Below are 21,731 nucleotides of genomic sequence, written 5' to 3' on the forward strand. Positions count from 1 at the left end.
TTAGAATTTTAATTCTTTAATTGAAGTATGTTGAATGAATTCACCACTCTTGGCTTGTACAGCGAGTTTGAGCTGTTTTTGTTTGTCTGTTAATTCGGTTCCAAATGCAGCAGGACTTTCGGCAAGCACCTTAGCGTCCAATTCAAACTCGGTATCAAAAGGCGACACTTCTGCTTCCTCTTTCTCCAATTGGGCACGCAGCCAGTTGCATATAGTTTTCCTTTTTCCATCAGAAAGATCCCGGGTAACGGGCATGTGCATAGAGTCTTCAATACTTTGATTAAAGGCAAACAACAGAATTTTTAATTTCTTTTTTACCGATTCGGGATCAGAAAGATCAACAAGGTATTTGCTCATGATAGGGTATAAATTCCCGTATTGCGTCATGATTGCAGCAATATCACTCCAAGAAGGATGGGCAATGGCTTCGTAATAATCCCTTAAATGAATAAATACAGAATCCAACGAACTGTTTGTAGGGTCGTTGGGCAAGTCTTCAAATCCATAATTCATGAAGTAGATCTGTCCATCGATATAGCCTCGTGGATTGTGAATTCTGTTTCCAGCCAACTGTAGGGATGCCTTGCCAAAGTCTTTGGTTTGGATGGTTGAATCGAACCCTAATCCTTCTGGCGGATAATTGTTCCCGGGTATTTCCGATATAGGGTTCTTAGGACCTATCGGGGTCACGGGTGTTGGGGGTTGAAGTGCCAAGGAAATATTGGCTTTCTCTAATGCTTTGCCCCATTGCAGTGCGTAAAATTCTACCGTATTGGTCTGATCGGCATCCAATCGCTGCACAAAGTTATCTGCCCTCAAATAATACCCCTCTTCAGATTCCCTCGCCAATAATAGATATTGCTCCCCTTCCTTCACTTCGGCAAGCAGGACTACTTGATGATTGGAGAGCATGTCCAAAACCTCTTGATCCAGCTCATTGAAATAAAGAACACCACAGGTTTCCAGTAACCAATCCATTCCTTTTTCGTATTGAATGGGGCCTATGGGCATGAAGTCATTAGTATTAAATAAAATGGATGTATTTGACGGTGTATTCTTTAAGGGTTTTTTTGTAATTCCCAATATCAATTTCTGATCGAAACTTATCGTGCCGTAAGGATCCGAAATTGGGAAACTGCCACCTAAATCCAGCGCCAGTGATTGTTCGGATTCATTCACTAAAAAATTGGAATAGGTAAAAAACATAGGTCCATTGGCACTTCCCATTTGGTAGGTGCCATGAAGGCGTCTGCAGGAGGCGAATGTCTTGGGCTCATGATCAAACCATGGACCAATGCTTCCAAGAACCCTGCCCAATGAAAATCGTCCATCGTTGTGCGCATAGTAATACCCAAAGCTATTCAGGTTTACACTAAGCTTGTTCCCATGGGTTGCATTTTTAAGTTCCATAAAAAACGGAGACTGCATTGCGATTTCTCCCCATGTTATATTTTCGAGTACAGAGGTCCAAGTGGCTCCAAGTGGTTGCCCATTAATTTTAGAGCCATCATGCTGTCGTAGTTGTAAATCCCTAAATGCAGTAGGGGCAATGTTGCCTTCTAAAATAACACTACCATCACTTGCCAAAAGTCTAAGTTGAACGGCCCAAAGCTCTGAGGATCCTTGTTCTTGAGGGTCTAAATCGACCATTTTACCAGTCGTTCTTCCTTCAGCACCTGCGATCGTACAACCTTGAAGTGCCTCCATTCCCAGATCTTTCGAAACATGCCCGTCGGGACCTACGAATTGAGTTACTTGGCAATTTTCAAAATTGAAAACAGCACCACCTTCAGGGTTCCACCAGCCGTTGGGCGAAGACCCATCACGAACTTTCTGAAAAGAACTCTTAAAGGTCTTGTTGTTATAATGGGCTGGATCATTATTAACCGTGGAAACATCTGCTAGGAAATCCCCAGAAAAATGAATACTAGGAGTGTGTAAATAAGACATAGCTATGCATTAATTTGGATTAAAGAATCGCTTAATAAAAAAACACTAAGTGGGGAGTTTATTCTGGAAGCTTAAAGTTAAAAAGAAAAAAGTACATTGAGATCAAAAGAAGGCTTAAATTATTGAACAGCGTGCGCTATTGCCTTTAGCCAGTTGACATGATTACTTAATCCTAAACCGTCCTGTACTCTCATCGAAAAAGATGGAATCTTTCGGAAACAATGCTGTAAAATGACCTTGGGAAATCAAATGGCAGGGTTCGTCAACTTTTATGGACTGCGGGGTCATGATCATCATTTTGTCCGTTAATTGAATGGCCAAATCAATTTCATGCGTTGAGAATAAGATAGTTTTTCCTGTTTCATGAGCCAATCGTTTTAGAAGTTTTAGCACATAGGCCCGATGGTATAAATCTAGATGAGTGGTGGGTTCATCTAAAATAATAATTGGGGTGTCCTGTGCTAATGCACGAGCTATGGCGACACGCTGTAATTGTCCGTCACTCAGTTCAAAACACTTTCTATCCTTTAGATCCAAAGTGTCAGTTTGTTCCAAAGACCAAAGAATCATTTCCTTATCCTTTTCGCTCAATCTACCTAGCCAATTGGTGTGTGGTTGTCTCCCTAGGGTAATAAATTCCAAAACCGAAAGGTTTTTTGAACTTGGGGGCTCTGTCAACACCACACTTAATTGGGTAGCCAAAATTCCAGGTGAGAGAGAATGGAGTGATTCCCCTACTACATAAATAGTGCCCTCCAAGGCGGGTTGCATACCGCATAAGGTTCTAAGCAGGGTTGATTTCCCAACACCATTTGCTCCTACTAAACCAATCAGTTCGCCTTCTTGAAATTGAAAATGAACATCCTTCGCAATGACATTCTTATTCTTTTTTGAGGAATAGCCAATGGCGAGACCTTCAGCTTGTAGTACCATATGTCCTTTTTCCGAAGCCATTAGAATAGTAATTTACGTTTTCTAACCAATAACCAAATAACTACAGGAGCACCAATAAGGGACGTAATAGCGTTGATGGGTAAGGTATATTCAGAAAAAGGCAATTGCGCCACAACATCACAGACAAGCATAATGATACTACCAAAAAGCAAAACAGCAGGAATTAACACCCGATGATCTGATGAAGTAATCCATTGCCGGGTAATATGTGGAACGGCCAAACCAATAAATGCGATAGGCCCTGCAAAGGCAGTGATGGCACCTGCCAAAATACTAGTGACAATGATAATGACTAAGGTAGTTCGCTTAAGTTGAACGCCGAGACTACGAGCATAATTTTCACCCAACAGCAATGCATTTAGAGACTTGCTGGAAACGAATGCGATAACAATGCCCAAAAAGGTGCAAAAAGTAAGGATACCTATACCGCTCCAAGACTGATTACCTAGACTCCCAAAAGACCAAAATACGTATTGCTGTAATTTTTCAGCATTACTGAAATAGGATAAGACCGCCACCACGGCAGCGGTTACACTGCCAAACATAAGTCCAATAATGAGTATTGCCATGGTGTCCTTTACTCGCAATGTAACCGCCAAAACGGCTAGAAGCACCAAAAAACTTCCTAGCGCAGATGCGATTACCAAGCTCCATGAATTGGTTAAAAGACCTCCCAAAGTACTACCAAAAATGCCTGCACCCAAAATTAGAATGGCAACACCTAAACTGGCACCGCTGCTCAGTCCCAAAACAAAAGGTCCTGCAAGGGGATTTCTAAATAGGGTCTGCATAAGCAAGCCAGAAATGGCCAATCCGCTTCCCACTAGTACGGCCGTCAATGCTTTTGGAAGACGATACTCTTGTATAATGTATTGCCAAGAGGACTTAGATACCTCACCACCCGTTAGGGAGCTCAATACTTCAGAAAATGGGATAGAAACAGATCCTAAGCTTATATTCAAAAAAAATACGATCACCAACAGGATTGTTAGCAGTAAGAAGATACGACTATAGGATCGTGGTGATTTCATTCTACAAGCGAGGAGAAAAAATACAGTTCGTGATCGGGAATAATTTCTGGATGAAGTATTTTAATGATGTCTTTTAATACGATATCAGGTCTGTTGGGTGCCAGTTCGTAATACAGCACGCCTCCTGTTTCTCCCTTTTTGTTGGTAAAACTATATACCTGATTGCTTTTAAAGGCATCGAATTGGGAATATACTGTATGTACCTCTTCCATTTGAGAGTAACTACTGAATTGTCCGGGTCCAATCCAAAAATTGGCCTGTTGGCCTTTTTCCAGGACTGACTCTAAATTCAGGGAAATGCTGCCTGTTCCTTTGCTATCCTTCCAGAGGTACTCACCGTGGGCATCGTCAATGAATCGTGCTGCCCAACTATCGCCCTGGGGAAGGTACCATATATCTTTGTACATAGCGCCACTTAATACCGTAGGACGGCTGGTAGTTGTAGCGGCCAATGCCTTGGCTTGGTTGTAATTCCTTTCAATGTTATCAAAAATACTATCGGCCTCTTTCTCTTTATTGAAGAGCGCCCCAAAGAACTTAATCCACTCGGCTTTACCTAACGGATGGGTTTCTGTCCAATCGCTATTGTATAAGACGGGGATCCCTGTCTTTTTTATATTTGCAATGGTCTTATTGGCCCCCTCTACGGCAAAAGTGACCACTACATCCGGATTCATGTCAATGAGTAGTTCGGTATTGAGGTCTTCATTTTTACCCAATTCCTTCACTTTACCTGCCGCAATTAATGCCCTTGTATTTTCGGAAGAGATATAATCTAAGTTTGGAAAGCCGATTAGTGATTGTGCTTCTCCTAACATTTCCAAAGATGGTATATGTGTAGTAGAGGTAACTACAATATTGTCTATTGGCAACTGTAGAACAGCATCTGCATTGGATTCCCCTTCAATTTTAGAATCGTCATTCTTTAAAATATAACGATAACTAACATCTGCACCTGGCCATGGATTTGTAAGCGTGATTACTTTGTGGGTGTCGAAAGATGCTATGGTAAACCCTTCTGCATATTTTACTTCCGTTTGGGCAATACTAGGTGCGTTCTCCTGTGTCTTGTTTTCCTTACAACTTGTGGAAAAAAGGATCAGTAAAAGGAATAGGGATAGTTTTTGCATGCTCAAAAATAGGGGTTTTTATTTGGTGCTACAGTATAGTAGTACTATTTTCGCATCGAATTTTGGTGAAGGTTTTCCATTACTGGATAACTTTCTTAAAAGGGAATTTGGTGAAAAACCAAAGCTGTTCCCGCAACTGTGAGCCGTCATGCTAAGGTGTGATAGTGTACAACTTCGAAAACCACTGTTCTAAGGAATGGGAAGGTATGCACAATAGGCGAGCCAGGAGACCTGCCAGTTTTCAACATTTGTCAAACTTTCGGGATAAAGGTTTGGGAATGTAAATAAAGCGCTTGTTTCGCTTTATTTACTTCTTTCTTTTTCCGTTTTTAATCATTGAGTAATGAAAAAAAACTTTTTTTGGGCATTGGTCCTTTGTGCACCTTCATTTTTGATGGCACAAGAAACACAAAAAGTAGAGCAATTGGATTCGGTAGTTATAGACACCAAAGTTCCATTAGCTCGAAAAAACAGTGGTAAAGTGGTGGTTTCCATCACGGCCGAAGAATTAAAACAGCACGCGGGTAAAAGTGTTGCACAGATCCTGAACGAGGTTTCAGGGTTTGAAATGAATGGTAGCCGAAGCAATGACGGGCAAAACCTTGGTTACTTCGTTCGCGGTGGCCGTAACCGACAGGTAGTAATTATGGTAGACGGGGTACAGTTAAATGACCCTTCCCAGATTGCCAACGATTATGATCTTCGATTGGTGCCTGCCACGGCAGTAGAATCCATCGAGATTATTAAGGGTGCTTCGAGTGTGCTTTATGGAAGCGGTGCAGGAACAGCGGTAATTAGTATTAACACCAAAAAAACATCTGAAAAAGCATTCGCAGCCGATATTACTACTACCGTTTCTACAGATTATCCAGCCAATTTTGAAGGAGAAAGAGGGGGTAAAATTGAGAATTATGCTATCCTAAATGGAACGGCAGGAAAGTTTCTTTATAATGTAAGTATTGCCCATAGATTTACAGATGGCATTTCGGCCGTCGCTGCACCCGAAGGGGAGGCTGATTTCGAAGCCGATGTATTTAATAGCTTTAATACAAAGGTGGACCTGGGTTATAAAATAACTAATAACATCACATTAAAACGCTTTTTTGCGACAGATCAATTGGAAGCGGAGTTCGATGATTTCAGCTATGTGGATGCCAATAATGTAGGGAATTCCGAACAAATTCGAACAGGAGGAACTTTCCGTTGGAAATACAATAAGGGAAGTTTGGTCATTAATGACAGCCATAGTTGGTTAGATCGTGAATTCGAGTCCTCGTTTCCAAGTAAATTTGATGCGCAAAGCAGTACATTCGATGCCTATGCAAGCTATCAAGTGACCAGTAAGTTGACAGTTTTGGCAGGGGTAAATGGAAATTTTAGCAGGTTTAATTCCTTTACAATTCCTTTTGGGGCTAGCGAATTTACCCAAAATGTAAGCGAGGATACCGCAAAGTTCGATATCATAGATCCGTATCTGAATGCGACCTATATTTCCGATTTTGGACTGCAGGTAAGTGCGGGAGCCCGATTAAATAACCATAGTAATTATGGTACTCATATTGTATACAATGTAAATCCATCTTATGGATTCGATATTGGAAAGGGTAATCTTAAGGTGTTGGGTTCTTATAGTACCGCTTATATCACTCCTTCCTTATTTCAATTGTACGATCCGTTGTATGGAAATGAAGAACTGCAACCAGAAGAGAATACGACCATAGAAGGTGGTTTGGAGTTTACCTCCGGCAAGAAATTTAGGGTAAGTGCCGTTTACTTTACACGAAATGAAACCAATTTTGTGGATTTCGTTACCGTAGATCCTGAATTGTTCATTTTTCAGTACCAGAATATTTCCGATGAATTCGATACCAGCGGAATCGAGGTTGAGGTGTCTAAGCAATTTGGGGAACAATTTACAGTGGCTGCCAATTATACCAACACACAGGCGGACGACCGTTTTGCATTACGAATCCCTGAGCACAAGGCGAATGCCCGTGTTAATTATAACCCCGATAACAAAACCGTGCTTGGAGTAAGTTATCTATATACAAGTGATCGAGATGATAATTTCTTTAATCCTGATACTTTTCTAAGTGAGACCGTTGTATTGGAAAGTTTCGGGCTGCTCAATTTTACAGCCAGCAGGCAGTTTACCAAAACTGTTCGTGTATTTGCTGGAGTGAGCAATATCCTGGATGAAGAGTACGAAGAATTGTACAGATTCCAGACCCGTGGTAGGAATTTCCAGTTTGGATTGAATTTAAGTTTCTAAGCTGTTTAGTTCATAATTGTTTGCAAGTAACCCCGGCCATATTGGTTGGGGTTTTATTTTTAGTATTAACTTATTCTTGTGATGTAATTGTAAGTCTACTGTCTATTTTTGAAATATGAGATGGATTGGTATCACTTTCATTTTTGCCTTATTAAGCTGCGATTCAAAAGAAATAAAATTATCCGGGGATACTGAGATGGGTAAGCTTTTAGTCGGGAAGTGGGAGATGATTTCGTCAAGTAAATCCTATGCCTATCATCCTCCATCCTGTGCCCGGATTGGTGAAGGGACAATTTTTGAATTTACCCTTTCAGGGGAAATAAAGGTATTCCGGGATGACGAAGATGAGCTGTATCCTTGTAATGGAGATCAGTTCTTTTGGGTAAAGGATAAAGCACTGACATTTTTCGAATTAGAATCCTCTTGGCAAAGCGAGATACTGAAATTGACAGAAACCCAATTAGCGATTAGGACAGAAGCCTTGCAGCCCAACTTGGCTATTTGGAGTGTCTATGGAATCTGGAATTGTACTCCAGAATATGATTCCTATGTCCCTAAAGAAGATTTTGTAATGAACTTCAAGAAAATCCTATAAATAGTACAAGCTTCAATTTGGTGTATCTCATCTTTTGCCAGCGCTAACCTTTTTGTTTGTATGACCTATAGGATTTCAAAGAAAACAGTCACCTCGGATTGAATCTTTATTCTTTCAAAATCCGTACTCGGATCAGTAAAATCCATAGGTGGTACAGCATAAAAACTATTTGAGGCACTTAATCGTACCCTACGGGAATTTATTTCTGGGTTGTTATCAGAAATAAAAACAGCCTTTCCTACAACCTGCCCCAATGGATTCAACAAAGATTCTGCCTGTCTTTTAGCTTTCGCTACAGCTTTTCCCCTTAATTCAATCTTCAATTCCTCCATTTTGGAATAATCGACCTTTTGGAGATTTACATTCGAGATGCTGATCATTTCCAATTCTTTCAGCACTTTACCAGCCGTATTCGCATCGTTCACCAAAAGGAGGTACGACTTATCTTTCAGAACATCTTTCTTCTTGAGTAAATATTTCCTGAAATCGCTACTCAAATCCGATAGGGATAATTGCTCTTGGGTGTTAATTCCCAATGCTTTTAGTTTGATCATCATCCTGTTCTCCAATTCTTCCACGGGAATTTTCCCTTTTGTATCCTTTTCGGAAATTATGATTGAGAGATAGATTTGATCTGGAACTACTTCCGTAGTATAGGTAGCTGTGGTCTGTAGGTAGGGTTTTTCTAGAAAATTATGTTCCTGGCTGTACGCAGAGAATGTAACGAATACGAGTAATAGGAGTAAGGCTCTTTTCATGATTTGTGTTTTAAGATCTCAAAACCTAAGATAGTACTTCTTCCCGTTATGGATAGTTTAGATCATTCCCATATGGCATTCGGGCATAACTATGGTGGCATTAAAAACTAATCTTTTCGCACCAAAGCCTTCCATGGAATCACAAAAGGTAAAATCGCAACCCAAATTAAAAAGAACAAAGCTATTTCCTTAGGGTACGGTTGTTTCTGAAAGATAGCTGGAACAGCTACGAGAAGTAACCACGCACTCATATACATGAATTGCATGAGTAATACGATCGACATTTTTAAGGGTTTCCATAGCCCAATAACGGAGACGATACCAATGGCCAACCATATGGCTCCCACCATGCGGATCACACCGTTGGATTCATAGAAACCACCAAATATGGAATCGGCTGCACTTTCGGGGAAAAATAACGATATAATGCCTATCCAAGTGGCGACCAAAATATTGGCGATATATACCGTTTTAATGCGCAATGTTAGTTGTTTTCCAAGTACATGATCCCATTTATCGGGGATGATGATTTGCTATCGGCTAATGTTTGGAGTGGTCTAAATGAAGCTCTCGGTCTCGGAGCGGGTATCCCAGTAATTTCGGCAATGGCTGCTGCCAAAAGTGGCTCATTGGGGTCTCCAAGGACACCTAGGTTACTATAATCCTCTTCGACCAACACATCGGGTGCCAAGCCATTGATGAAATCGGTCACCCCATTTTTATTGACGGTTTTAAATACCAATGGCAGCATGGCATAGGTGTGGTTCGGATTTGCTTGACTACGGCTAAAATTGGGTGCGGGAGCATCATACAGTAAAAACGAAGCTTGAAATTTACCAGTGGTATTATCTCCAACCTGTACTACGTTAACATGGGCATCCAGGCCATTAATCACCAATTCACTAGCCGATGCGGATCGACCTGTAGTCAAAAAATATACTTGGTTTAAATTTAAACTGTTTATGGCGTCTCCATTCGAAATAGACGTGTTGAACAGACCAGCACTGGCATAATCCCCTTGTCTGTCGTCATTCCATTGTTCGGTATAAAACACATCTCCATTAAATTGTCCTGTTACCATGGCACCAAGATCCACTGCAGTTTCAACAGATCCACCTCCATTGTACCTAAGGTCGATCACCAAATCGGTAACCCCATCTGCCTGAAATTGTGCAAATGCGGCATTAAGTTGTGCATCGAAGTCATTGGTAAATGCATTGTACATGAGGTAACCTATTCGCTGTCCATTTATATCCAAAGTGCGAACTAGGTGTACAGGGTTTTCGGTATATTGCTCTTTCACGAGCGCCACACTTTCTCCCGTAGGGGTAACCACTTCACCATCAAAATCTGCCAATCCTATGGTATAGGCATCTGATGCCAATAAATCATTAAAATTATTTTCAGTGAGCTGTTGCCCATCTATGGTATTAAAAATCATTCCGCGTTGCAATCCCATTTGAGAGGCACTGGTGTTGGGCAACACATACCTAACATAGCCAAACACATTGCCGCTTCCGTCTGGATAAAATACCAGGCCATATTCCATACCATTGGTATCTGTGGTTCCGCCAAGGGCATTCTCCAGGGCAATATAATCATCGACCAGAATACTAAAGCGATCTTGGCCCGATTTCAGGTAGGCAAAAAAGGTTTCTGGTGTTTCAAAGCTATTTAGGAAGGAATTGAATTCGTCGTCCGTTGCAAAAGCGTCGTTAGCCAGCTCTGGTGTATCCGCTTTGTACAGGTAAAAGAAATTGAGGCCTCTCCATATAAATTCATTGATGGAAGAGGTAGAGGCGGGGGTCAAATTATCATCATTATCTTCAAAACAGGAAAAACATACGAGGAATACAATAAGTAGTAGGGGCAAAAAGCGCTTTTTCATGGCATTTTTTTATTTTCGGGATGCTGTATAATAGGTCTATAAAACCCCTAAAGTACTTACATTATTGTGATTTAAAAATAAAATGTAACAAAAAATATAATGGGTCGTCGTAGAGATAGAATGGCATTATTAATGTCTGTAAACTAACCATCATGAACCAAAGAGAGTTTTTAGCCAAAGTGCTACCCTACAAGGACAAACTGTACCGTTTGGCAAAGCGATTGTTGGTTTCAGCGGAAGAAGCAGAGGATGCCGTTCAAGAAGTGTATTTGAAATTGTGGAAAGGAAGGGAGAATATTGGAAATTATAAAAACCCGGAAGCGTTTGCCGTAACCATGACAAAGAATTATTGTTTGGACCGATTGAAATCGAAACAGGCTTCGAATCTGAAGATTGTGCACAGCAACTATCAGAACGATGAGAACCTGCAGAGAAAAGTAGAGGTAAACGATGGGGTGGAACTTGTTTTCAAGATAATGCAAACCCTACCAGATAAACAACGAATGGTCCTTCAGTTAAGGGATGTAGAGCAGTTTGAATTTCATGAAATCGCCGAAATGATGGAAAGTAATGAAACTGCAGTAAGGGTAACCTTATCCCGAGCAAGAAAGGCCGTAAGGGAACAACTAATAAAACAGTACAACTATGGAGTTAGCTGAAATTGAAAAATTATTGGAAGTCTATTTCAAGGGGGAAACCACCTTGGGAGAAGAGGAATTGCTTCAGGAGTTCTTTGCTTCTCAGCAAGTACCGAACCATTTGGAAATGTACCGTCCTATGTTCTTGGCCTTTAGTAGTGCCAAGGAAGAAACCATCAAGAAAGAGATTGTACTTCCAATAAGTAAGGCCTCGAGTTACTGGAAATTGGGCATTGCGGCTTCATTTGTGGTTTTGTTGGGAATTACGGGTTTTATGTTCTTCAACAATGGAGGGCTTAGCCCGGAGGAAGAGGAAGCATTGGCCGCCTATAACAAAACCAAGGAAACCATGATGCTGCTTTCGGAAAACTTCAACTCAGGAACAGAAGCCATGCTTCACCTAAACGAATTTAATAAAGGGATTGCCAGTATGTCGGTAATCAACGAATTCAATGAATCTAAAAATTTAATCTTAAAGTAAAAACGCAAAATTTAAAATAGAATACAATGAAAAAGATAGCAATTGTAATAGCCTTATTCATGGCACCGATGTTAGCGACCGCACAGGGAATTTTCGATTCCTATGAGGACGAAAGCGAAGTAACCTCTGTAGTGGTTACCAAGAATATGTTCAAATTGTTGGCGAAGATCGAAGTAGACTCCGAAGACCCAGAAGTTCAGGAATATATGTCTATGGTAAATAGTTTAGACAATATCAAGGTTTTTATGACTGAGAATGATGGTATTGGAGCAAGGATGAAGGCCGACGTTACCAAGTATGTATCAGCCTCAAACGGATTGGAAGAGTTAATGCGTGTTAAGGACGATGGTAAGAATGTGAAGTTCTACTCCAAGCAAGGGAAGGACGAAAACCATGTAAGTGAATTATTAATGTTCTTAGATGGGGAAATGGATGGAAAAGAAGGAACTGTCATTATGAGTATCACAGGAGATATAGATTTAAAGCAGATTTCCAAATTGACCAAAGACCTAAATGTTCCTGGTAGCAGTGAATTGGAAAATGTAAAAAAGAAAGGATAAGCCATGCAACTCGTAAAAATTCTAACCGCCTTAACTGTAGCAGCCATAGCATTGGTAAGCTGCAACAATGACAAATCCTTGCAACGTTATTTGGTAGACAAGCAAGAAGATGATCGATACCTGAAAGTAGATTTGGCAACGAGCTTGTTACAAAGCGACGAAGCTAGTTTTACTGAAGAGCAGAAGGAGATACTGAATACCATTAAGAAAGTTAATATGGTGGCGTATCCGCTTAAGAATGGCAATGCAGATGAATACAATGCTGAAAAAAGCAAGGTACGTGAAATCATAGACCAAGAGAAGTATAAGACCCTGTCCAAGATGAAGTCTAAGGACACGCACATTACCTTGAAGTATTTAGGGGAAGAAGATGCCATAGACGAAGTAATCGTCTTTGCCAGTAATGAGGAAAAAGGGTTCGGAGTGTTCCGATTGTTGTGTGATGACATGAAACCCGGACAGGTATTGCAGCTTATGAATTCAATAGATAGCGGAGATATAGATGTATCTAAACTAGCCGGTTTCGGTGATGTATTCAATGCTATGTAAAAGAAAAATAAACATGTAAGTAATTGAAAGCCTCTATTTTAGAGGCTTTTTTTATGTTTTATTTTAGAGTTTTAATGTCATTCACAGAAATGATGGTGTCTTTGACCGAAAACCATTTTTTGCAGGATTATGTTGTAGGAAATGATCCCTACATTCGTATTGTTAGCTTAATGTAGAGAGATGATGTTTTAGAGGACAAAAACATTTCCGATTCAGAGACCCCTTCGGTTGAAAGGGCGAGTTGAAGAAGTGTTGAAGGCTTCGGGTGGGGATTCGAAGCCTTTTTTTTGAAAAATTGATGATTGACGAATATATAAAACTGTATACCGAAAACTACATTTTTAGATTATTTGGTTTGGCAAGCTGGTATACATTTTGAACTTAACCTAATATGGTTGTCTTAGCCCCCAAATTGAGCAACCTTTATTTCCGGTCCAGAGACCCCTATATAGAAAGGGATAGGTGGTGAAATAAAAAAAACAGGCTCCCGAATAGGGAGCCTTTCTTTTAAATTCCTGTATAATTTCCTGGCGTTATTACCCGCATCTCTGCCTTTATCCCATCAGAAACATCAAGGGTTTCAATGAAATCGGCAATGGACTGCTGCGTTACGGCTTCATTCGTACGTGTAAGCCCTTTCAAGGCCTCATACGGATTGGGATAACCTTCACGTCGCAAAATGGTTTGAATAGCTTCGGCTACAACGGCCCAATTATTCTCTAAGTCTTCTGCGAATTTGGATTCGTTCAACAATAACTTATTCAATCCTTTTAAGGTAGACTGTAAACCGATAATTGTATGACCAATGGGCACACCTATATTTCGCAATACTGTACTATCGGTAAGATCTCGTTGCAATCGGCTTATGGGTAATTTAGCCGACAAATGTTCGAAAACTGCATTGGCAATCCCCAGGTTTCCTTCACTGTTTTCAAAATCAATAGGATTTACCTTATGCGGCATGGCACTACTTCCTATTTCCCCTTTTTTTATTTTTTGTTTGAAATAATCCATGGAGACATAGGTCCAGATATCCCGGTCCAAATCAATCAAAATGGTATTTATACGCTTCAAACAGTCGAAAAGGGCTGCCATATGATCGTAATGTTCAATCTGGGTAGTTGGGAATGAATGGTGCAAAAACAGCTTTTCCTGAACGAATTGTGTTCCGAAAGCCTTCCAATCAATGGTGGGGTAGGCTACTTTGTGGGCATTAAAGTTACCTGTAGCTCCTCCAAACTTGGCGGCACTTTTAATATCATTCAATAAATCGAATTGTTCTTCAATTCGTGTTACAAAGACCTGAATTTCCTTGCCCAATCGTGTTGGGGAGGCTGGTTGCCCATGGGTACGGGCTAACATAGGCACATCCTTCCATTCTTCAACCAATGCCTTTAGCTTGTCCTTTACTTCCAAAAGTTGCGGCACATATACCTCGTTCATAGCTGCCTTCAAAGAAAGGGGAATCGCAGTATTGTTAATATCTTGTGAGGTCAATCCAAAATGGATAAACTCCTTGTATTTCTGCAGTCCCAACCCATCAAATTTCTCTTTAATGAAATATTCTACCGCCTTTACATCATGATTGGTCACCTTTTCGGTTTCCTTGATTTGTTGGGCATCCTGGGTAGAAAATTCCTCATACAAATTTCTTAACTCCACAAATAATGAAGTATCGAAATCTGCCAATTGTGGCAAAGGTATTTCTACCAATGCGATGAAGTATTCAATTTCAACCTGAACCCTAAACTTTATAAGGGCCTCTTCCGAAAAGAAGGGAATTAATCCTGAAGTTTTGGAGGCGTATCGCCCATCGATAGGAGAAATGGCTTGTAATGCATGGTTGGACATAGGCGCAAATTTTGAAAGGGCAAAGATACGGAAGAGTAATGAGTTTTTGGTACTGCCCGGAGAGTAATATAATTCACCGATTGATCATTGGAACCATCCCAATCTTCTTATTTTTGGTTCTGTCGAATCTGGGTCAAAACCTTTCCGCCCCGATTCTTGTATCCAGCGGTTCCTGTGGGGATGTTTCGTTCTAAAATTTGTTCCAATTCAGGATGAATCCAATCATACTCCGTACCCAAATAATACAGGCAGGTCATGGCACGTGCTTGGCATGCCACCTTTTGGTCAGTGATCATCCAATCGAAGCAGCACTCGGTCATTTGTAGTTTGTGCGCCTCGGTTAGGGTCTCCCTTATGTCTGTTTTCATCTTTTTATAATAATCCAGGCACATCTTTTCGCAAAGATTGGCCAAAGGTCGTACCGATTGGTCCTTTTTTACCTTTGGCATGTTTTCAAAAAAGTAATCCAGATGCGGATAAAGGATGGATTGCCGTTTTAAGAATACGAACTCCATGACCCAAGCCGCTTTATGGGACAGCTCATCCTGCTTCTCATGAAATACATATTCCAAGAGTTCCTTAAAGGTTTCAGGGTGATCTAATACCCATAAAGCCCCGTTCATGCGATTTTCGCGATACGCTTTGTCGTAACTTATATGTGGCAGCAACCCGGAATCCATTAGGCGGTCGCGTTTATCGTTTTAATCACTTTTGGAACGCCAGAGGTGGCTTTTTCGGCGTAAACAGTGATACGGTCTGAGGAGGAAATGGATGGATTTGGATCTACAAAATGAACCGGTACGTTGGGTCCAGCATATTGAATGAGTCCAGCTGCCGGATATACTTGCATAGAAGTGCCAACTATCAGTACACAATCTGCCACCGAAACCAATTCGGCTGCGACTTCTATCATGGGAACGGCTTCTCCGAACCAAACGATATGCGGACGTAGTTGATGGTTGTGCTCACAAAAATCACCAACGTTAAGATCATGTTGCCAATCCATGATAAGATTTTCGTCAAAGGTACTTCGAACCTTCAAGAGTTCCCCATGTAAATGCACAATGCGGGAGCTTCCGGCCCTTTCATGCAAATCATCCACATTTTGGGTAATAACGACCACTTCATGGTCTTCTTCCAGTCTTGCCAATGCCTCATGTGCCGCATTGGGCTGCACTTCTTTCAATTGACGACGGCGTTGATTGTAAAACTCTAGTACCAATTCGGGGTTACGGGCAAAACCTTCTGGAGAGGCTACTTCCATTACATCATGGCCCTCCCATAGCCCATTGCTGTCCCTAAAGGTTTTCAGGCCACTTTCGGCACTAATTCCAGCTCCCGTAAGTACGGCTATTTTCATGTAGATCGTATTTTTTATCTTCGTTTAAAATTACTCTTTTCCTTTGGATATACAACTGTTGGCATACCTACAATCCTATCTTACCGAAAGACGACGCAATCTATTCGAAACGGTCTTGCAGGAACGCACACGGCACTTTACGGTAGTTACGGAAGATGTCTATCAAATGCATAATGCAAGTGCCGTAATGCGGAGTTGTGATGTATTTGGAATTCAGGATTTACATGTAATTGAAGAACGCTTAGGCAAGAGGATGGATCGCGAAATTGCCATGGGAGCCCAGAAATGGGTGGATGTGCATCGCCATGAAAGGGTGGAAGATTGTATCGATATGGTTAAAAAACAAGGGTATCAAATAGTGGCGACCACTCCACATAATGATTCTTGTATGCTACAGGAGTTTGATGTTACCGTACCAAGCGCTTTCTTTTTTGGAACCGAAAAAGATGGGGTGAGCGATGTGGTTATGGAGCAGGCAGATGTGCACCTCAAAATCCCAATGTTTGGATTTACCGAAAGTTTGAATATTTCGGTCTCAGCGGCGATTATTTTGCAAGACGTGGTTACCCGACTAAGGAAGGAACAAGTGAATTGGCAACTCACTGAAGAAGAGATTCTTGATTTAAAAATGCAATGGACCCTAAGATGCATCAAAAGTGCAGATAAAATTGTAGCCAGGTTTTACGACAAGAATTGATTTTTATACCTATCTTTTTACCTTAATAACCAAAAAATTTTAGTCATGATTTTTCTATACATCCTAGCCGGTATTGTTGGCCTGATCATTTTACTAGCGCTTTTGGCACCAAAGAAATACCATGTGTACCGTAGCGTGAGTATAAATCGTCCCGTAGGTGACGTATTTTCATATATAAAAATTGTCAAGAACCAGGATGAGTGGTCACCTTGGAAAAAACGGGACCCTGGGATGAAACAGATATTTACAGGCGAAGATGGAACTGTTGGCTTTCTGTCGCGTTGGGAGAGTGATCATAAGAATGTGGGTTGGGGTGAACAAGAAATTAAGAATATAGTGAATAATGAAAAAATTGAAACAGAATTACGTTTCCTAAAACCTTTTAAATCGCAAAGCGATGCCTATATAAAAACTGATGCAGAGGGAGATGGAACAAAAGTAACCTGGGGTTTTCATGGAAAACATAAAGTGCCGATGAATATTATGATGATGTTCTTTAATATGGACAAAGCGGTTGGAAAGGATTTTGATGAAGGATTGGCCGACTTAAAACAAGTGCTCGAAAAATAGTAACCATGAAGCAGAATACATTTGGCTGGATAGAAATTCCAGTAACGGATATGGAACGCGCCAGTGCTTTTTATGAGAAGGTCTTTGATATAAAAATTGAACAGGTGAATTTTGGTGGTTTGAAAATGGGATGGTTTCCCAATGCCGGTCAGGTATATGGAGCCACCGGAACATTGATACAACAGGAAAGCTATATACCAAGTCATGAAGGCCCTTTGGTGTATTTTAATTCCGAAGATCTTCAGCAGGAATTGGATAGGATAGAAGCCGCTGGTGGAAAGATACTTCAACCCAAAACCCAAATATCTGAAGAACATGGATATATGGGCGTTTTTGAAGATAGCGAAGGCAATAGGGTAGCGCTTCACTCCCAAAAGTAAGAGGAATGGATTTTGTGCCAAGGGATCCCAATTTCCGACAGAAAGTAAAAGATAGTTTTCAGCGCCAACAGTTTATGGACTTTATTGGCGCTGAATTCATAAAAGTGGATGCGGGTTATTGTGAAATCCGTTTGCCATATCGGGAAACATTGACACAACAGCATGGTTTTTTTCATGCTGGGATTATTGGGGCTATGGCAGATAATGCAGCTGGATACGCGGGCTATTCCCTCATGGAAGTCGATGCATCTGTACTCACGGTAGAATTTAAACTTAATTTATTGGCTCCCGGAAAAGGTGAAGCATTGGTAGCGAAGGCCCAAGTTCTTAAAAGTGGAAAAACACTCACGGTTTGTAGATCGGATGTATTTGCTATTTCCGAAGGACAGGAAAAGTTATGTGCTGCCGCTCAAGTTACCCTCATTCAGTTACAAAATACAAGTGATACCTAAATGAATCTAGAAGAAAACAAGGCCAACGCCATAGCCTTTTACAAAATGGCGTACGAAGGAAAGCCAGCAGAAGCCGTGGCGAAGTATGTAGGAGATCAATACATTCAACACAATCCAGACGTGGCAGACGGTCCGAAGAGATTTATTGAATATTTCGACCGAATGCAGGCTGAGTATCCGGACAAATCAATATCGTTTGTAAGATGCATTGCACAAGCCGACTTAGTGGCTTTGCATACCCATCAAAAATGGCCAGGAAACGAAGAGTATGTGACCATGGATTTTCTACGTTTTGATGCCAATGGAAAAATTGTGGAACATTGGGATGCTATTCAAAAAGTACCGGCAACAATGGCCCATACCAACGGAATGGTGTAATTGACCCCCACCATTCTTAAATTATTTCATTCTTGCATCGTAATTTAAAACGGAAACCATCGTTACCTATAGAAATCAACGAATTGTAGCCATGAGAAATGTACTCTCCTTTTTTTTCCTAGCACTTTGTTCCTTTTCATATGCGCAACATTCTGAATATTTTTTGGACCGTACAAAAGGTATAACACCTTCCGATACTTCTAGCGTAGAGAGGTACTATAAAAATGGTATTGTAAAGGAAGCAGGAACGACTTTGACCTATAAAATGCCTGAGTATACTTACCATAAAAAATATGGGGAGTATAAAACGTATTACAAGGACGGGGCATTAAAAAGCTCAGTAGAGTACGACCGCCTTGGAAACCCATTATCTGCAGTTTTCTATAATAACAATGGAACGACTTGGTGGAAATCGAAAACCCTCGAAATTGATTTGGCAATTAGCGATCCGAAAAAATATTTTTTGAGTGATCGCCCTGTAATCCTTACCAAATGGAATAAAGAAATGAAATATGGCTACGATATAGAAGGTATGTACATTCGGTCTGAAGGAAAAACCATCAATGGAACCAAGGCTGAAATATGGAAGGTGTATGACGAAGAAGGCAGGTTAATGGGGGAAATAGACCATAGTAAGTAACACAACAAACAGTATCGTGAAACTCGTATTTGCAACCCATAATGAACACAAGTTCCGTGAAGTGAAGGCTTTGGTTCCGGAGCATATTGAATTGGTGAACCTAACCGACATTGGATGTTTCGATGATATTCCTGAGACAGCCGAAACCATTGAGGGAAATGCCAAATTAAAGGCCGATTATGTACGTGATCACTACAATTTGCCTTGTTTTGCCGATGATACGGGATTAGAGGTAACGGCTTTAAATGGAGCTCCTGGGGTATACAGTGCCCGGTATGCCGGTCCTGAGAAAAATGCAGAAGCCAATATGACAAAGTTGCTGAAAAACCTTGAAGGTAAAGATGATAGATCCGCACAGTTTAAGACCGTGATAGCCCTTGCTATGAATGGAAACGAAGAACTGTTCCCAGGCATTTGCAAAGGAATAATTACTCATCATGCAAAGGGCCAACAAGGATTTGGATATGATCCCATCTTTCTGCCAGAGGGCTATGCCCAGACCTTTGCTGAAATGGATCAGGAAGAAAAAGGAAAGATCAGCCATAGGGGACTTGCCATTTCCCGACTGATTGATTTTTTGAATTCCATGCCTTAGTTCACGAACGATTCACCCCAAACGCATTACTAAATTTTAAAAACCTATCTTTGCCGCAAATTCCTCAGGGTGAGGAAGTGTTGAAGTCGAGGCATTTGGGTTTAATTGTCGTTTACCTCCAATCAACACCGTAACAATTAAACATAATAAATGTCTGCATTTCAGCAATTGGGCTTGGAAGAAAATCTTCTGCAAGCCATTTCGGATATGGGTTTTGAAACGCCATCCGAAGTTCAAGAAAAAACAATCCCTATTTTATTACAAGAGGAAACCGATATTGTTTCCTTAGCACAAACCGGAACGGGTAAAACTGCCGCTTTCGGATTTCCGATGCTTCAAAAAATCAATGCGGAGAGTAGGACCACACAAGGTCTCATACTGTCCCCAACCCGTGAACTTTGTCTTCAGATTACTTCCGAATTAAAGAATTACGGAAAGTATGTGAAAGGTCTTAATGTAGTCGCCGTATATGGTGGCGCAAGCATTAGCGAACAGGCTTCAAAAATTAAAAAAGGAGCACAGATTATCGTAGCTACTCCCGGCCGTATGAAAGATATGATCGGCCGTCGCATGATCGATATTTCAAAAATTGAGTATTGTGTACTCGATGAAGCCGATGAGATGCTTAATATGGGCTTTTACGAAGATATTACAGAGATCCTTTCGCATTCACCAGAAGACAAGAGTACATGGCTTTTTAGTGCCACCATGCCTAAGGAGGTATCGGTAATTGCCAAGAAGTTTATGAATAATCCTATTGAAATTACAGTAGGAACAAAGAATACAGGATCTGCCAATGTATCGCATGAGTACTATATGGTCAATGCACGGGATCGCTATCAGGCATTGAAACGCTTGGCAGATATCAATCCGGAGATTTTTTCTGTGGTTTTCTGTAGAACCAAGCGCGATACCCAAAAGGTGGCCGAAATGCTTATTGAAGATGGGTATAGTGCGGCGGCAATTCATGGGGATTTAAGTCAGAATCAACGTGATCTGGTGATGAAGTCATTCCGTACACGTCAAATCCAAATGTTGGTTGCTACCGACGTAGCGGCTAGGGGAATTGATGTAGAGGATATTACACACGTAATCAATTATCAGTTACCTGACGAAATAGAAACCTATACGCATCGTAGTGGTCGTACTGGACGTGCTGGAAAGACGGGGATTTCTATGGTGATCGTTTCTAAGAGCGAACAACGTAAGATCAAGCAGATTGAAAAGATCATCAAAAAGGAATTCGTAAAGAAGGACGTTCCTAGCGGTATGGAAATCTGTGAAATTCAGTTATTTCATTTGGCAAACAAGGTGAAGAACACCGATGTGAATCATGAAATCGATGTATACCTTCCCAAGATTAGCGAGGTATTGGAGGAATTTACCAAAGAAGAACTTATACGGAAGGTCTTTTCTGTTGAGTTTTCACGTTTCTACAATTACTATCGCAAAGCTAAAGATTTGAACGTAGCCGAAGGAAGTGGTTCTTCGTCTAGAACCGATCCTAAAGATAGTGCACGATACTTCATTAATTTAGGTCGTAAGGACGGATTGGAATGGATGGACCTGAAGGATTTGGTTCGCGAGATCACCCAGTTAGGTAAGGATGATGTGTTCCACGTAGACACTATGGACAGTTTCTCATTCTTCAATACTGATGTCGCGAATATTGATAAAGTGATGGAGGCCTTTAAAGGGGTTCAGTATAACGATCGAAACGTAGATATTGAAATTTCAACCAAGGGACGCAGTGGTGGCCGAGGAAGAAGAAAAGACGGTCGTGGAAAAGGAGGCTTTAAGGGTAAAGGAAAAAGAGGAGATGATCGAGGTGGAAAATTCCGAGGAAAGGGTGGTGACGACCGTGGCGGAAAGTTCAAGGGAAAGAGCAGAAGAAAAAGCAATAGACCCAACGAAAGTGGAACTGGCGGTAGGCGCAGAAGACGTTAGTCTTGCGCCAGTTTAGGCTGTTTTTTTTGGGTTAACGAAACTTTGGCAAGGATTT

24 protein-coding genes and 1 riboswitch are annotated in these 21,731 nt (G+C 41.0%); of the genes, 14 read left to right on the top strand and 10 right to left on the bottom strand.

Annotated features, from left to right (window positions below):
- From AC6JAD_RS12710 to AC6JAD_RS12725, 4 genes are all read right to left on the bottom strand, one after another.
- A complete protein-coding gene (locus AC6JAD_RS12710) occupies positions 1-1,950 on the bottom strand; it encodes a hypothetical protein (RefSeq protein ID WP_461303579.1) in 1,950 nt (649 codons plus the stop codon).
- Positions 1,951-2,112: 162 nt separating this feature from the next.
- On the bottom strand, positions 2,113-2,904 hold the full coding sequence (locus AC6JAD_RS12715; RefSeq protein WP_461303580.1) for an ABC transporter ATP-binding protein: 792 nt from the start codon (positions 2,902-2,904) through the stop codon (positions 2,113-2,115).
- Positions 2,904-3,935, bottom strand: a complete 1,032-nt coding sequence (locus AC6JAD_RS12720) for a FecCD family ABC transporter permease (protein ID WP_461303581.1) — start codon at positions 3,933-3,935, stop codon at positions 2,904-2,906. The genes AC6JAD_RS12715 and AC6JAD_RS12720 overlap by 1 nt, the downstream gene beginning before the upstream one ends.
- A complete protein-coding gene (locus tag AC6JAD_RS12725) occupies positions 3,932-5,065 on the bottom strand; it encodes an ABC transporter substrate-binding protein (RefSeq protein ID WP_461303582.1) in 1,134 nt (377 codons plus the stop codon). Before AC6JAD_RS12725 ends, AC6JAD_RS12720 begins: the two co-directional genes overlap by 4 nt.
- A gap of 46 nt (positions 5,066-5,111) precedes the next feature.
- Positions 5,112-5,318, top strand: a riboswitch (cobalamin riboswitch).
- Between the two features lie 90 nt (positions 5,319-5,408).
- Between AC6JAD_RS12725 and AC6JAD_RS12730 the strand changes: the two genes are divergently transcribed.
- Both AC6JAD_RS12730 and AC6JAD_RS12735 read left to right on the top strand, forming a co-directional pair.
- Positions 5,409-7,337 carry a TonB-dependent receptor plug domain-containing protein gene (locus AC6JAD_RS12730; RefSeq protein WP_461303583.1) on the top strand — a complete coding sequence of 643 codons (1,929 nt, stop codon included), beginning with the start codon at positions 5,409-5,411 and terminating at the stop codon, positions 7,335-7,337.
- A 115-nt stretch (positions 7,338-7,452) separates the two neighbouring features.
- Positions 7,453-7,932: a hypothetical protein gene (locus tag AC6JAD_RS12735; RefSeq protein WP_461303584.1), complete on the top strand. Its 480-nt coding sequence runs from the start codon at positions 7,453-7,455 to the stop codon at positions 7,930-7,932.
- Between the two features lie 65 nt (positions 7,933-7,997).
- Here AC6JAD_RS12735 and AC6JAD_RS12740 read toward each other — a convergent pair whose 3' ends face one another.
- From AC6JAD_RS12740 to AC6JAD_RS12750, 3 genes are all read right to left on the bottom strand, one after another.
- The gene (locus AC6JAD_RS12740) at positions 7,998-8,690 is read right to left on the bottom strand and encodes an SIMPL domain-containing protein (protein WP_461303585.1); all 693 of its coding nucleotides are present in this window, start codon (positions 8,688-8,690) and stop codon (positions 7,998-8,000) included.
- A 107-nt stretch (positions 8,691-8,797) separates the two neighbouring features.
- A complete protein-coding gene (locus tag AC6JAD_RS12745; RefSeq protein WP_461303586.1) occupies positions 8,798-9,172 on the bottom strand; it encodes a hypothetical protein in 375 nt (124 codons plus the stop codon).
- A 2-nt stretch (positions 9,173-9,174) separates the two neighbouring features.
- Entirely contained in the window at positions 9,175-10,578 is a 1,404-nt protein-coding gene (locus AC6JAD_RS12750; RefSeq protein ID WP_461303587.1) for a GFO_1087 family putative carboxy terminal peptidase, read from the bottom strand.
- Between the two features lie 152 nt (positions 10,579-10,730).
- Between AC6JAD_RS12750 and AC6JAD_RS12755 the strand changes: the two genes are divergently transcribed.
- From AC6JAD_RS12755 to AC6JAD_RS12770, 4 genes are read left to right on the top strand one after another with little or no spacing between them, the layout of a single operon-like run.
- Positions 10,731-11,237: a GFO_1088 family ECF-type sigma factor gene (locus AC6JAD_RS12755; RefSeq protein ID WP_461303588.1), complete on the top strand. Its 507-nt coding sequence runs from the start codon at positions 10,731-10,733 to the stop codon at positions 11,235-11,237.
- Positions 11,224-11,697, top strand: coding sequence for a PG0215 family putative anti-sigma factor (locus AC6JAD_RS12760; RefSeq protein WP_461303589.1), 474 nt, complete (start codon positions 11,224-11,226; stop codon positions 11,695-11,697). Before AC6JAD_RS12755 ends, AC6JAD_RS12760 begins: the two co-directional genes overlap by 14 nt.
- Before the next feature lie 26 nt (positions 11,698-11,723).
- Positions 11,724-12,257 (top strand): GFO_1090 family protein, encoded by a 534-nt coding sequence (locus tag AC6JAD_RS12765; protein WP_461303590.1) that lies wholly within the window; start codon positions 11,724-11,726, stop codon positions 12,255-12,257.
- A gap of 3 nt (positions 12,258-12,260) precedes the next feature.
- Positions 12,261-12,806 carry a GFO_1091 family lipoprotein gene (locus tag AC6JAD_RS12770; protein WP_461303591.1) on the top strand — a complete coding sequence of 182 codons (546 nt, stop codon included), beginning with the start codon at positions 12,261-12,263 and terminating at the stop codon, positions 12,804-12,806.
- 507 nt (positions 12,807-13,313) lie between these two features.
- On the opposite strand, the gene purB is transcribed toward AC6JAD_RS12770, so the two are convergent.
- The 3 genes from purB to AC6JAD_RS12785 all read right to left on the bottom strand — a co-directional run bounded on the left by purB (position 13,314) and on the right by AC6JAD_RS12785 (position 16,017).
- On the bottom strand, positions 13,314-14,657 hold the full coding sequence (gene purB / locus AC6JAD_RS12775) for an adenylosuccinate lyase (RefSeq protein WP_461303592.1): 1,344 nt from the start codon (positions 14,655-14,657) through the stop codon (positions 13,314-13,316).
- A 107-nt stretch (positions 14,658-14,764) separates the two neighbouring features.
- Positions 14,765-15,337 carry a HEAT-like fold family protein gene (locus AC6JAD_RS12780; RefSeq protein ID WP_461303593.1) on the bottom strand — a complete coding sequence of 191 codons (573 nt, stop codon included), beginning with the start codon at positions 15,335-15,337 and terminating at the stop codon, positions 14,765-14,767.
- Complete coding sequence (locus AC6JAD_RS12785) at positions 15,337-16,017, bottom strand: SIR2 family NAD-dependent protein deacylase (RefSeq protein WP_461303594.1); 681 nt, start codon at positions 16,015-16,017, stop codon at positions 15,337-15,339. Before AC6JAD_RS12785 ends, AC6JAD_RS12780 begins: the two co-directional genes overlap by 1 nt.
- Positions 16,018-16,060: 43 nt before the next feature.
- Between AC6JAD_RS12785 and AC6JAD_RS12790 the strand changes: the two genes are divergently transcribed.
- The 8 genes from AC6JAD_RS12790 (at position 16,061) to AC6JAD_RS12825 (ending at position 21,676) form a co-directional block, all read left to right on the top strand.
- On the top strand, positions 16,061-16,714 hold the full coding sequence (locus AC6JAD_RS12790) for a TrmH family RNA methyltransferase (protein ID WP_461303595.1): 654 nt from the start codon (positions 16,061-16,063) through the stop codon (positions 16,712-16,714).
- Between the two features lie 45 nt (positions 16,715-16,759).
- Positions 16,760-17,284 carry an SRPBCC family protein gene (locus AC6JAD_RS12795; RefSeq protein ID WP_461303596.1) on the top strand — a complete coding sequence of 175 codons (525 nt, stop codon included), beginning with the start codon at positions 16,760-16,762 and terminating at the stop codon, positions 17,282-17,284.
- A 5-nt stretch (positions 17,285-17,289) separates the two neighbouring features.
- A complete protein-coding gene (locus AC6JAD_RS12800) occupies positions 17,290-17,664 on the top strand; it encodes a VOC family protein (protein ID WP_461303597.1) in 375 nt (124 codons plus the stop codon).
- A gap of 5 nt (positions 17,665-17,669) precedes the next feature.
- Positions 17,670-18,116, top strand: a complete 447-nt coding sequence (locus AC6JAD_RS12805) for a PaaI family thioesterase (RefSeq protein ID WP_461303598.1) — start codon at positions 17,670-17,672, stop codon at positions 18,114-18,116.
- A complete protein-coding gene (locus tag AC6JAD_RS12810) occupies positions 18,117-18,494 on the top strand; it encodes a nuclear transport factor 2 family protein (RefSeq protein ID WP_461303599.1) in 378 nt (125 codons plus the stop codon).
- 91 nt (positions 18,495-18,585) lie between these two features.
- Positions 18,586-19,134, top strand: coding sequence for a hypothetical protein (locus AC6JAD_RS12815; protein WP_461303600.1), 549 nt, complete (start codon positions 18,586-18,588; stop codon positions 19,132-19,134).
- Between the two features lie 16 nt (positions 19,135-19,150).
- Positions 19,151-19,729 (top strand): non-canonical purine NTP diphosphatase, encoded by a 579-nt coding sequence (locus tag AC6JAD_RS12820; protein ID WP_461303601.1) that lies wholly within the window; start codon positions 19,151-19,153, stop codon positions 19,727-19,729.
- A gap of 150 nt (positions 19,730-19,879) precedes the next feature.
- Complete coding sequence (locus AC6JAD_RS12825) at positions 19,880-21,676, top strand: DEAD/DEAH box helicase (protein ID WP_461303602.1); 1,797 nt, start codon at positions 19,880-19,882, stop codon at positions 21,674-21,676.
- The last annotated feature ends 55 nt before the right edge of the window (positions 21,677-21,731 follow it).

The sequence above is a fragment of the Aureisphaera sp. genome (genome assembly GCF_059726885.1).

Excerpts from the sequence above, each read along its gene's own strand:
- AC6JAD_RS12710 (WP_461303579.1), bottom strand. The coding sequence starts at position 1,950 with ATGTCTTATTTACACACTCCTAGTATTCATTTTTCTGGGGATTTCCTA.
- AC6JAD_RS12715 (WP_461303580.1), bottom strand. The coding sequence starts at position 2,904 with ATGGCTTCGGAAAAAGGACATATGGTACTACAAGCTGAAGGTCTCGCC.
- AC6JAD_RS12720 (WP_461303581.1), bottom strand. The coding sequence starts at position 3,935 with ATGAAATCACCACGATCCTATAGTCGTATCTTCTTACTGCTAACAATC.
- AC6JAD_RS12725 (WP_461303582.1), bottom strand. The coding sequence starts at position 5,065 with ATGCAAAAACTATCCCTATTCCTTTTACTGATCCTTTTTTCCACAAGT.
- AC6JAD_RS12730 (WP_461303583.1), top strand. The coding sequence starts at position 5,409 with ATGAAAAAAAACTTTTTTTGGGCATTGGTCCTTTGTGCACCTTCATTT.
- AC6JAD_RS12735 (WP_461303584.1), top strand. The coding sequence starts at position 7,453 with ATGAGATGGATTGGTATCACTTTCATTTTTGCCTTATTAAGCTGCGAT.
- AC6JAD_RS12740 (WP_461303585.1), bottom strand. The coding sequence starts at position 8,690 with ATGAAAAGAGCCTTACTCCTATTACTCGTATTCGTTACATTCTCTGCG.
- AC6JAD_RS12750 (WP_461303587.1), bottom strand. The coding sequence starts at position 10,578 with ATGAAAAAGCGCTTTTTGCCCCTACTACTTATTGTATTCCTCGTATGT.
- AC6JAD_RS12755 (WP_461303588.1), top strand. The coding sequence starts at position 10,731 with ATGAACCAAAGAGAGTTTTTAGCCAAAGTGCTACCCTACAAGGACAAA.
- AC6JAD_RS12760 (WP_461303589.1), top strand. The coding sequence starts at position 11,224 with ATGGAGTTAGCTGAAATTGAAAAATTATTGGAAGTCTATTTCAAGGGG.
- AC6JAD_RS12765 (WP_461303590.1), top strand. The coding sequence starts at position 11,724 with ATGAAAAAGATAGCAATTGTAATAGCCTTATTCATGGCACCGATGTTA.
- AC6JAD_RS12770 (WP_461303591.1), top strand. The coding sequence starts at position 12,261 with ATGCAACTCGTAAAAATTCTAACCGCCTTAACTGTAGCAGCCATAGCA.
- purB (WP_461303592.1), bottom strand. The coding sequence starts at position 14,657 with ATGTCCAACCATGCATTACAAGCCATTTCTCCTATCGATGGGCGATAC.
- AC6JAD_RS12780 (WP_461303593.1), bottom strand. The coding sequence starts at position 15,337 with ATGGATTCCGGGTTGCTGCCACATATAAGTTACGACAAAGCGTATCGC.
- AC6JAD_RS12785 (WP_461303594.1), bottom strand. The coding sequence starts at position 16,017 with ATGAAAATAGCCGTACTTACGGGAGCTGGAATTAGTGCCGAAAGTGGC.
- AC6JAD_RS12795 (WP_461303596.1), top strand. The coding sequence starts at position 16,760 with ATGATTTTTCTATACATCCTAGCCGGTATTGTTGGCCTGATCATTTTA.
- AC6JAD_RS12800 (WP_461303597.1), top strand. The coding sequence starts at position 17,290 with ATGAAGCAGAATACATTTGGCTGGATAGAAATTCCAGTAACGGATATG.
- AC6JAD_RS12805 (WP_461303598.1), top strand. The coding sequence starts at position 17,670 with ATGGATTTTGTGCCAAGGGATCCCAATTTCCGACAGAAAGTAAAAGAT.
- AC6JAD_RS12810 (WP_461303599.1), top strand. The coding sequence starts at position 18,117 with ATGAATCTAGAAGAAAACAAGGCCAACGCCATAGCCTTTTACAAAATG.
- AC6JAD_RS12815 (WP_461303600.1), top strand. The coding sequence starts at position 18,586 with ATGAGAAATGTACTCTCCTTTTTTTTCCTAGCACTTTGTTCCTTTTCA.
- AC6JAD_RS12825 (WP_461303602.1), top strand. The coding sequence starts at position 19,880 with ATGTCTGCATTTCAGCAATTGGGCTTGGAAGAAAATCTTCTGCAAGCC.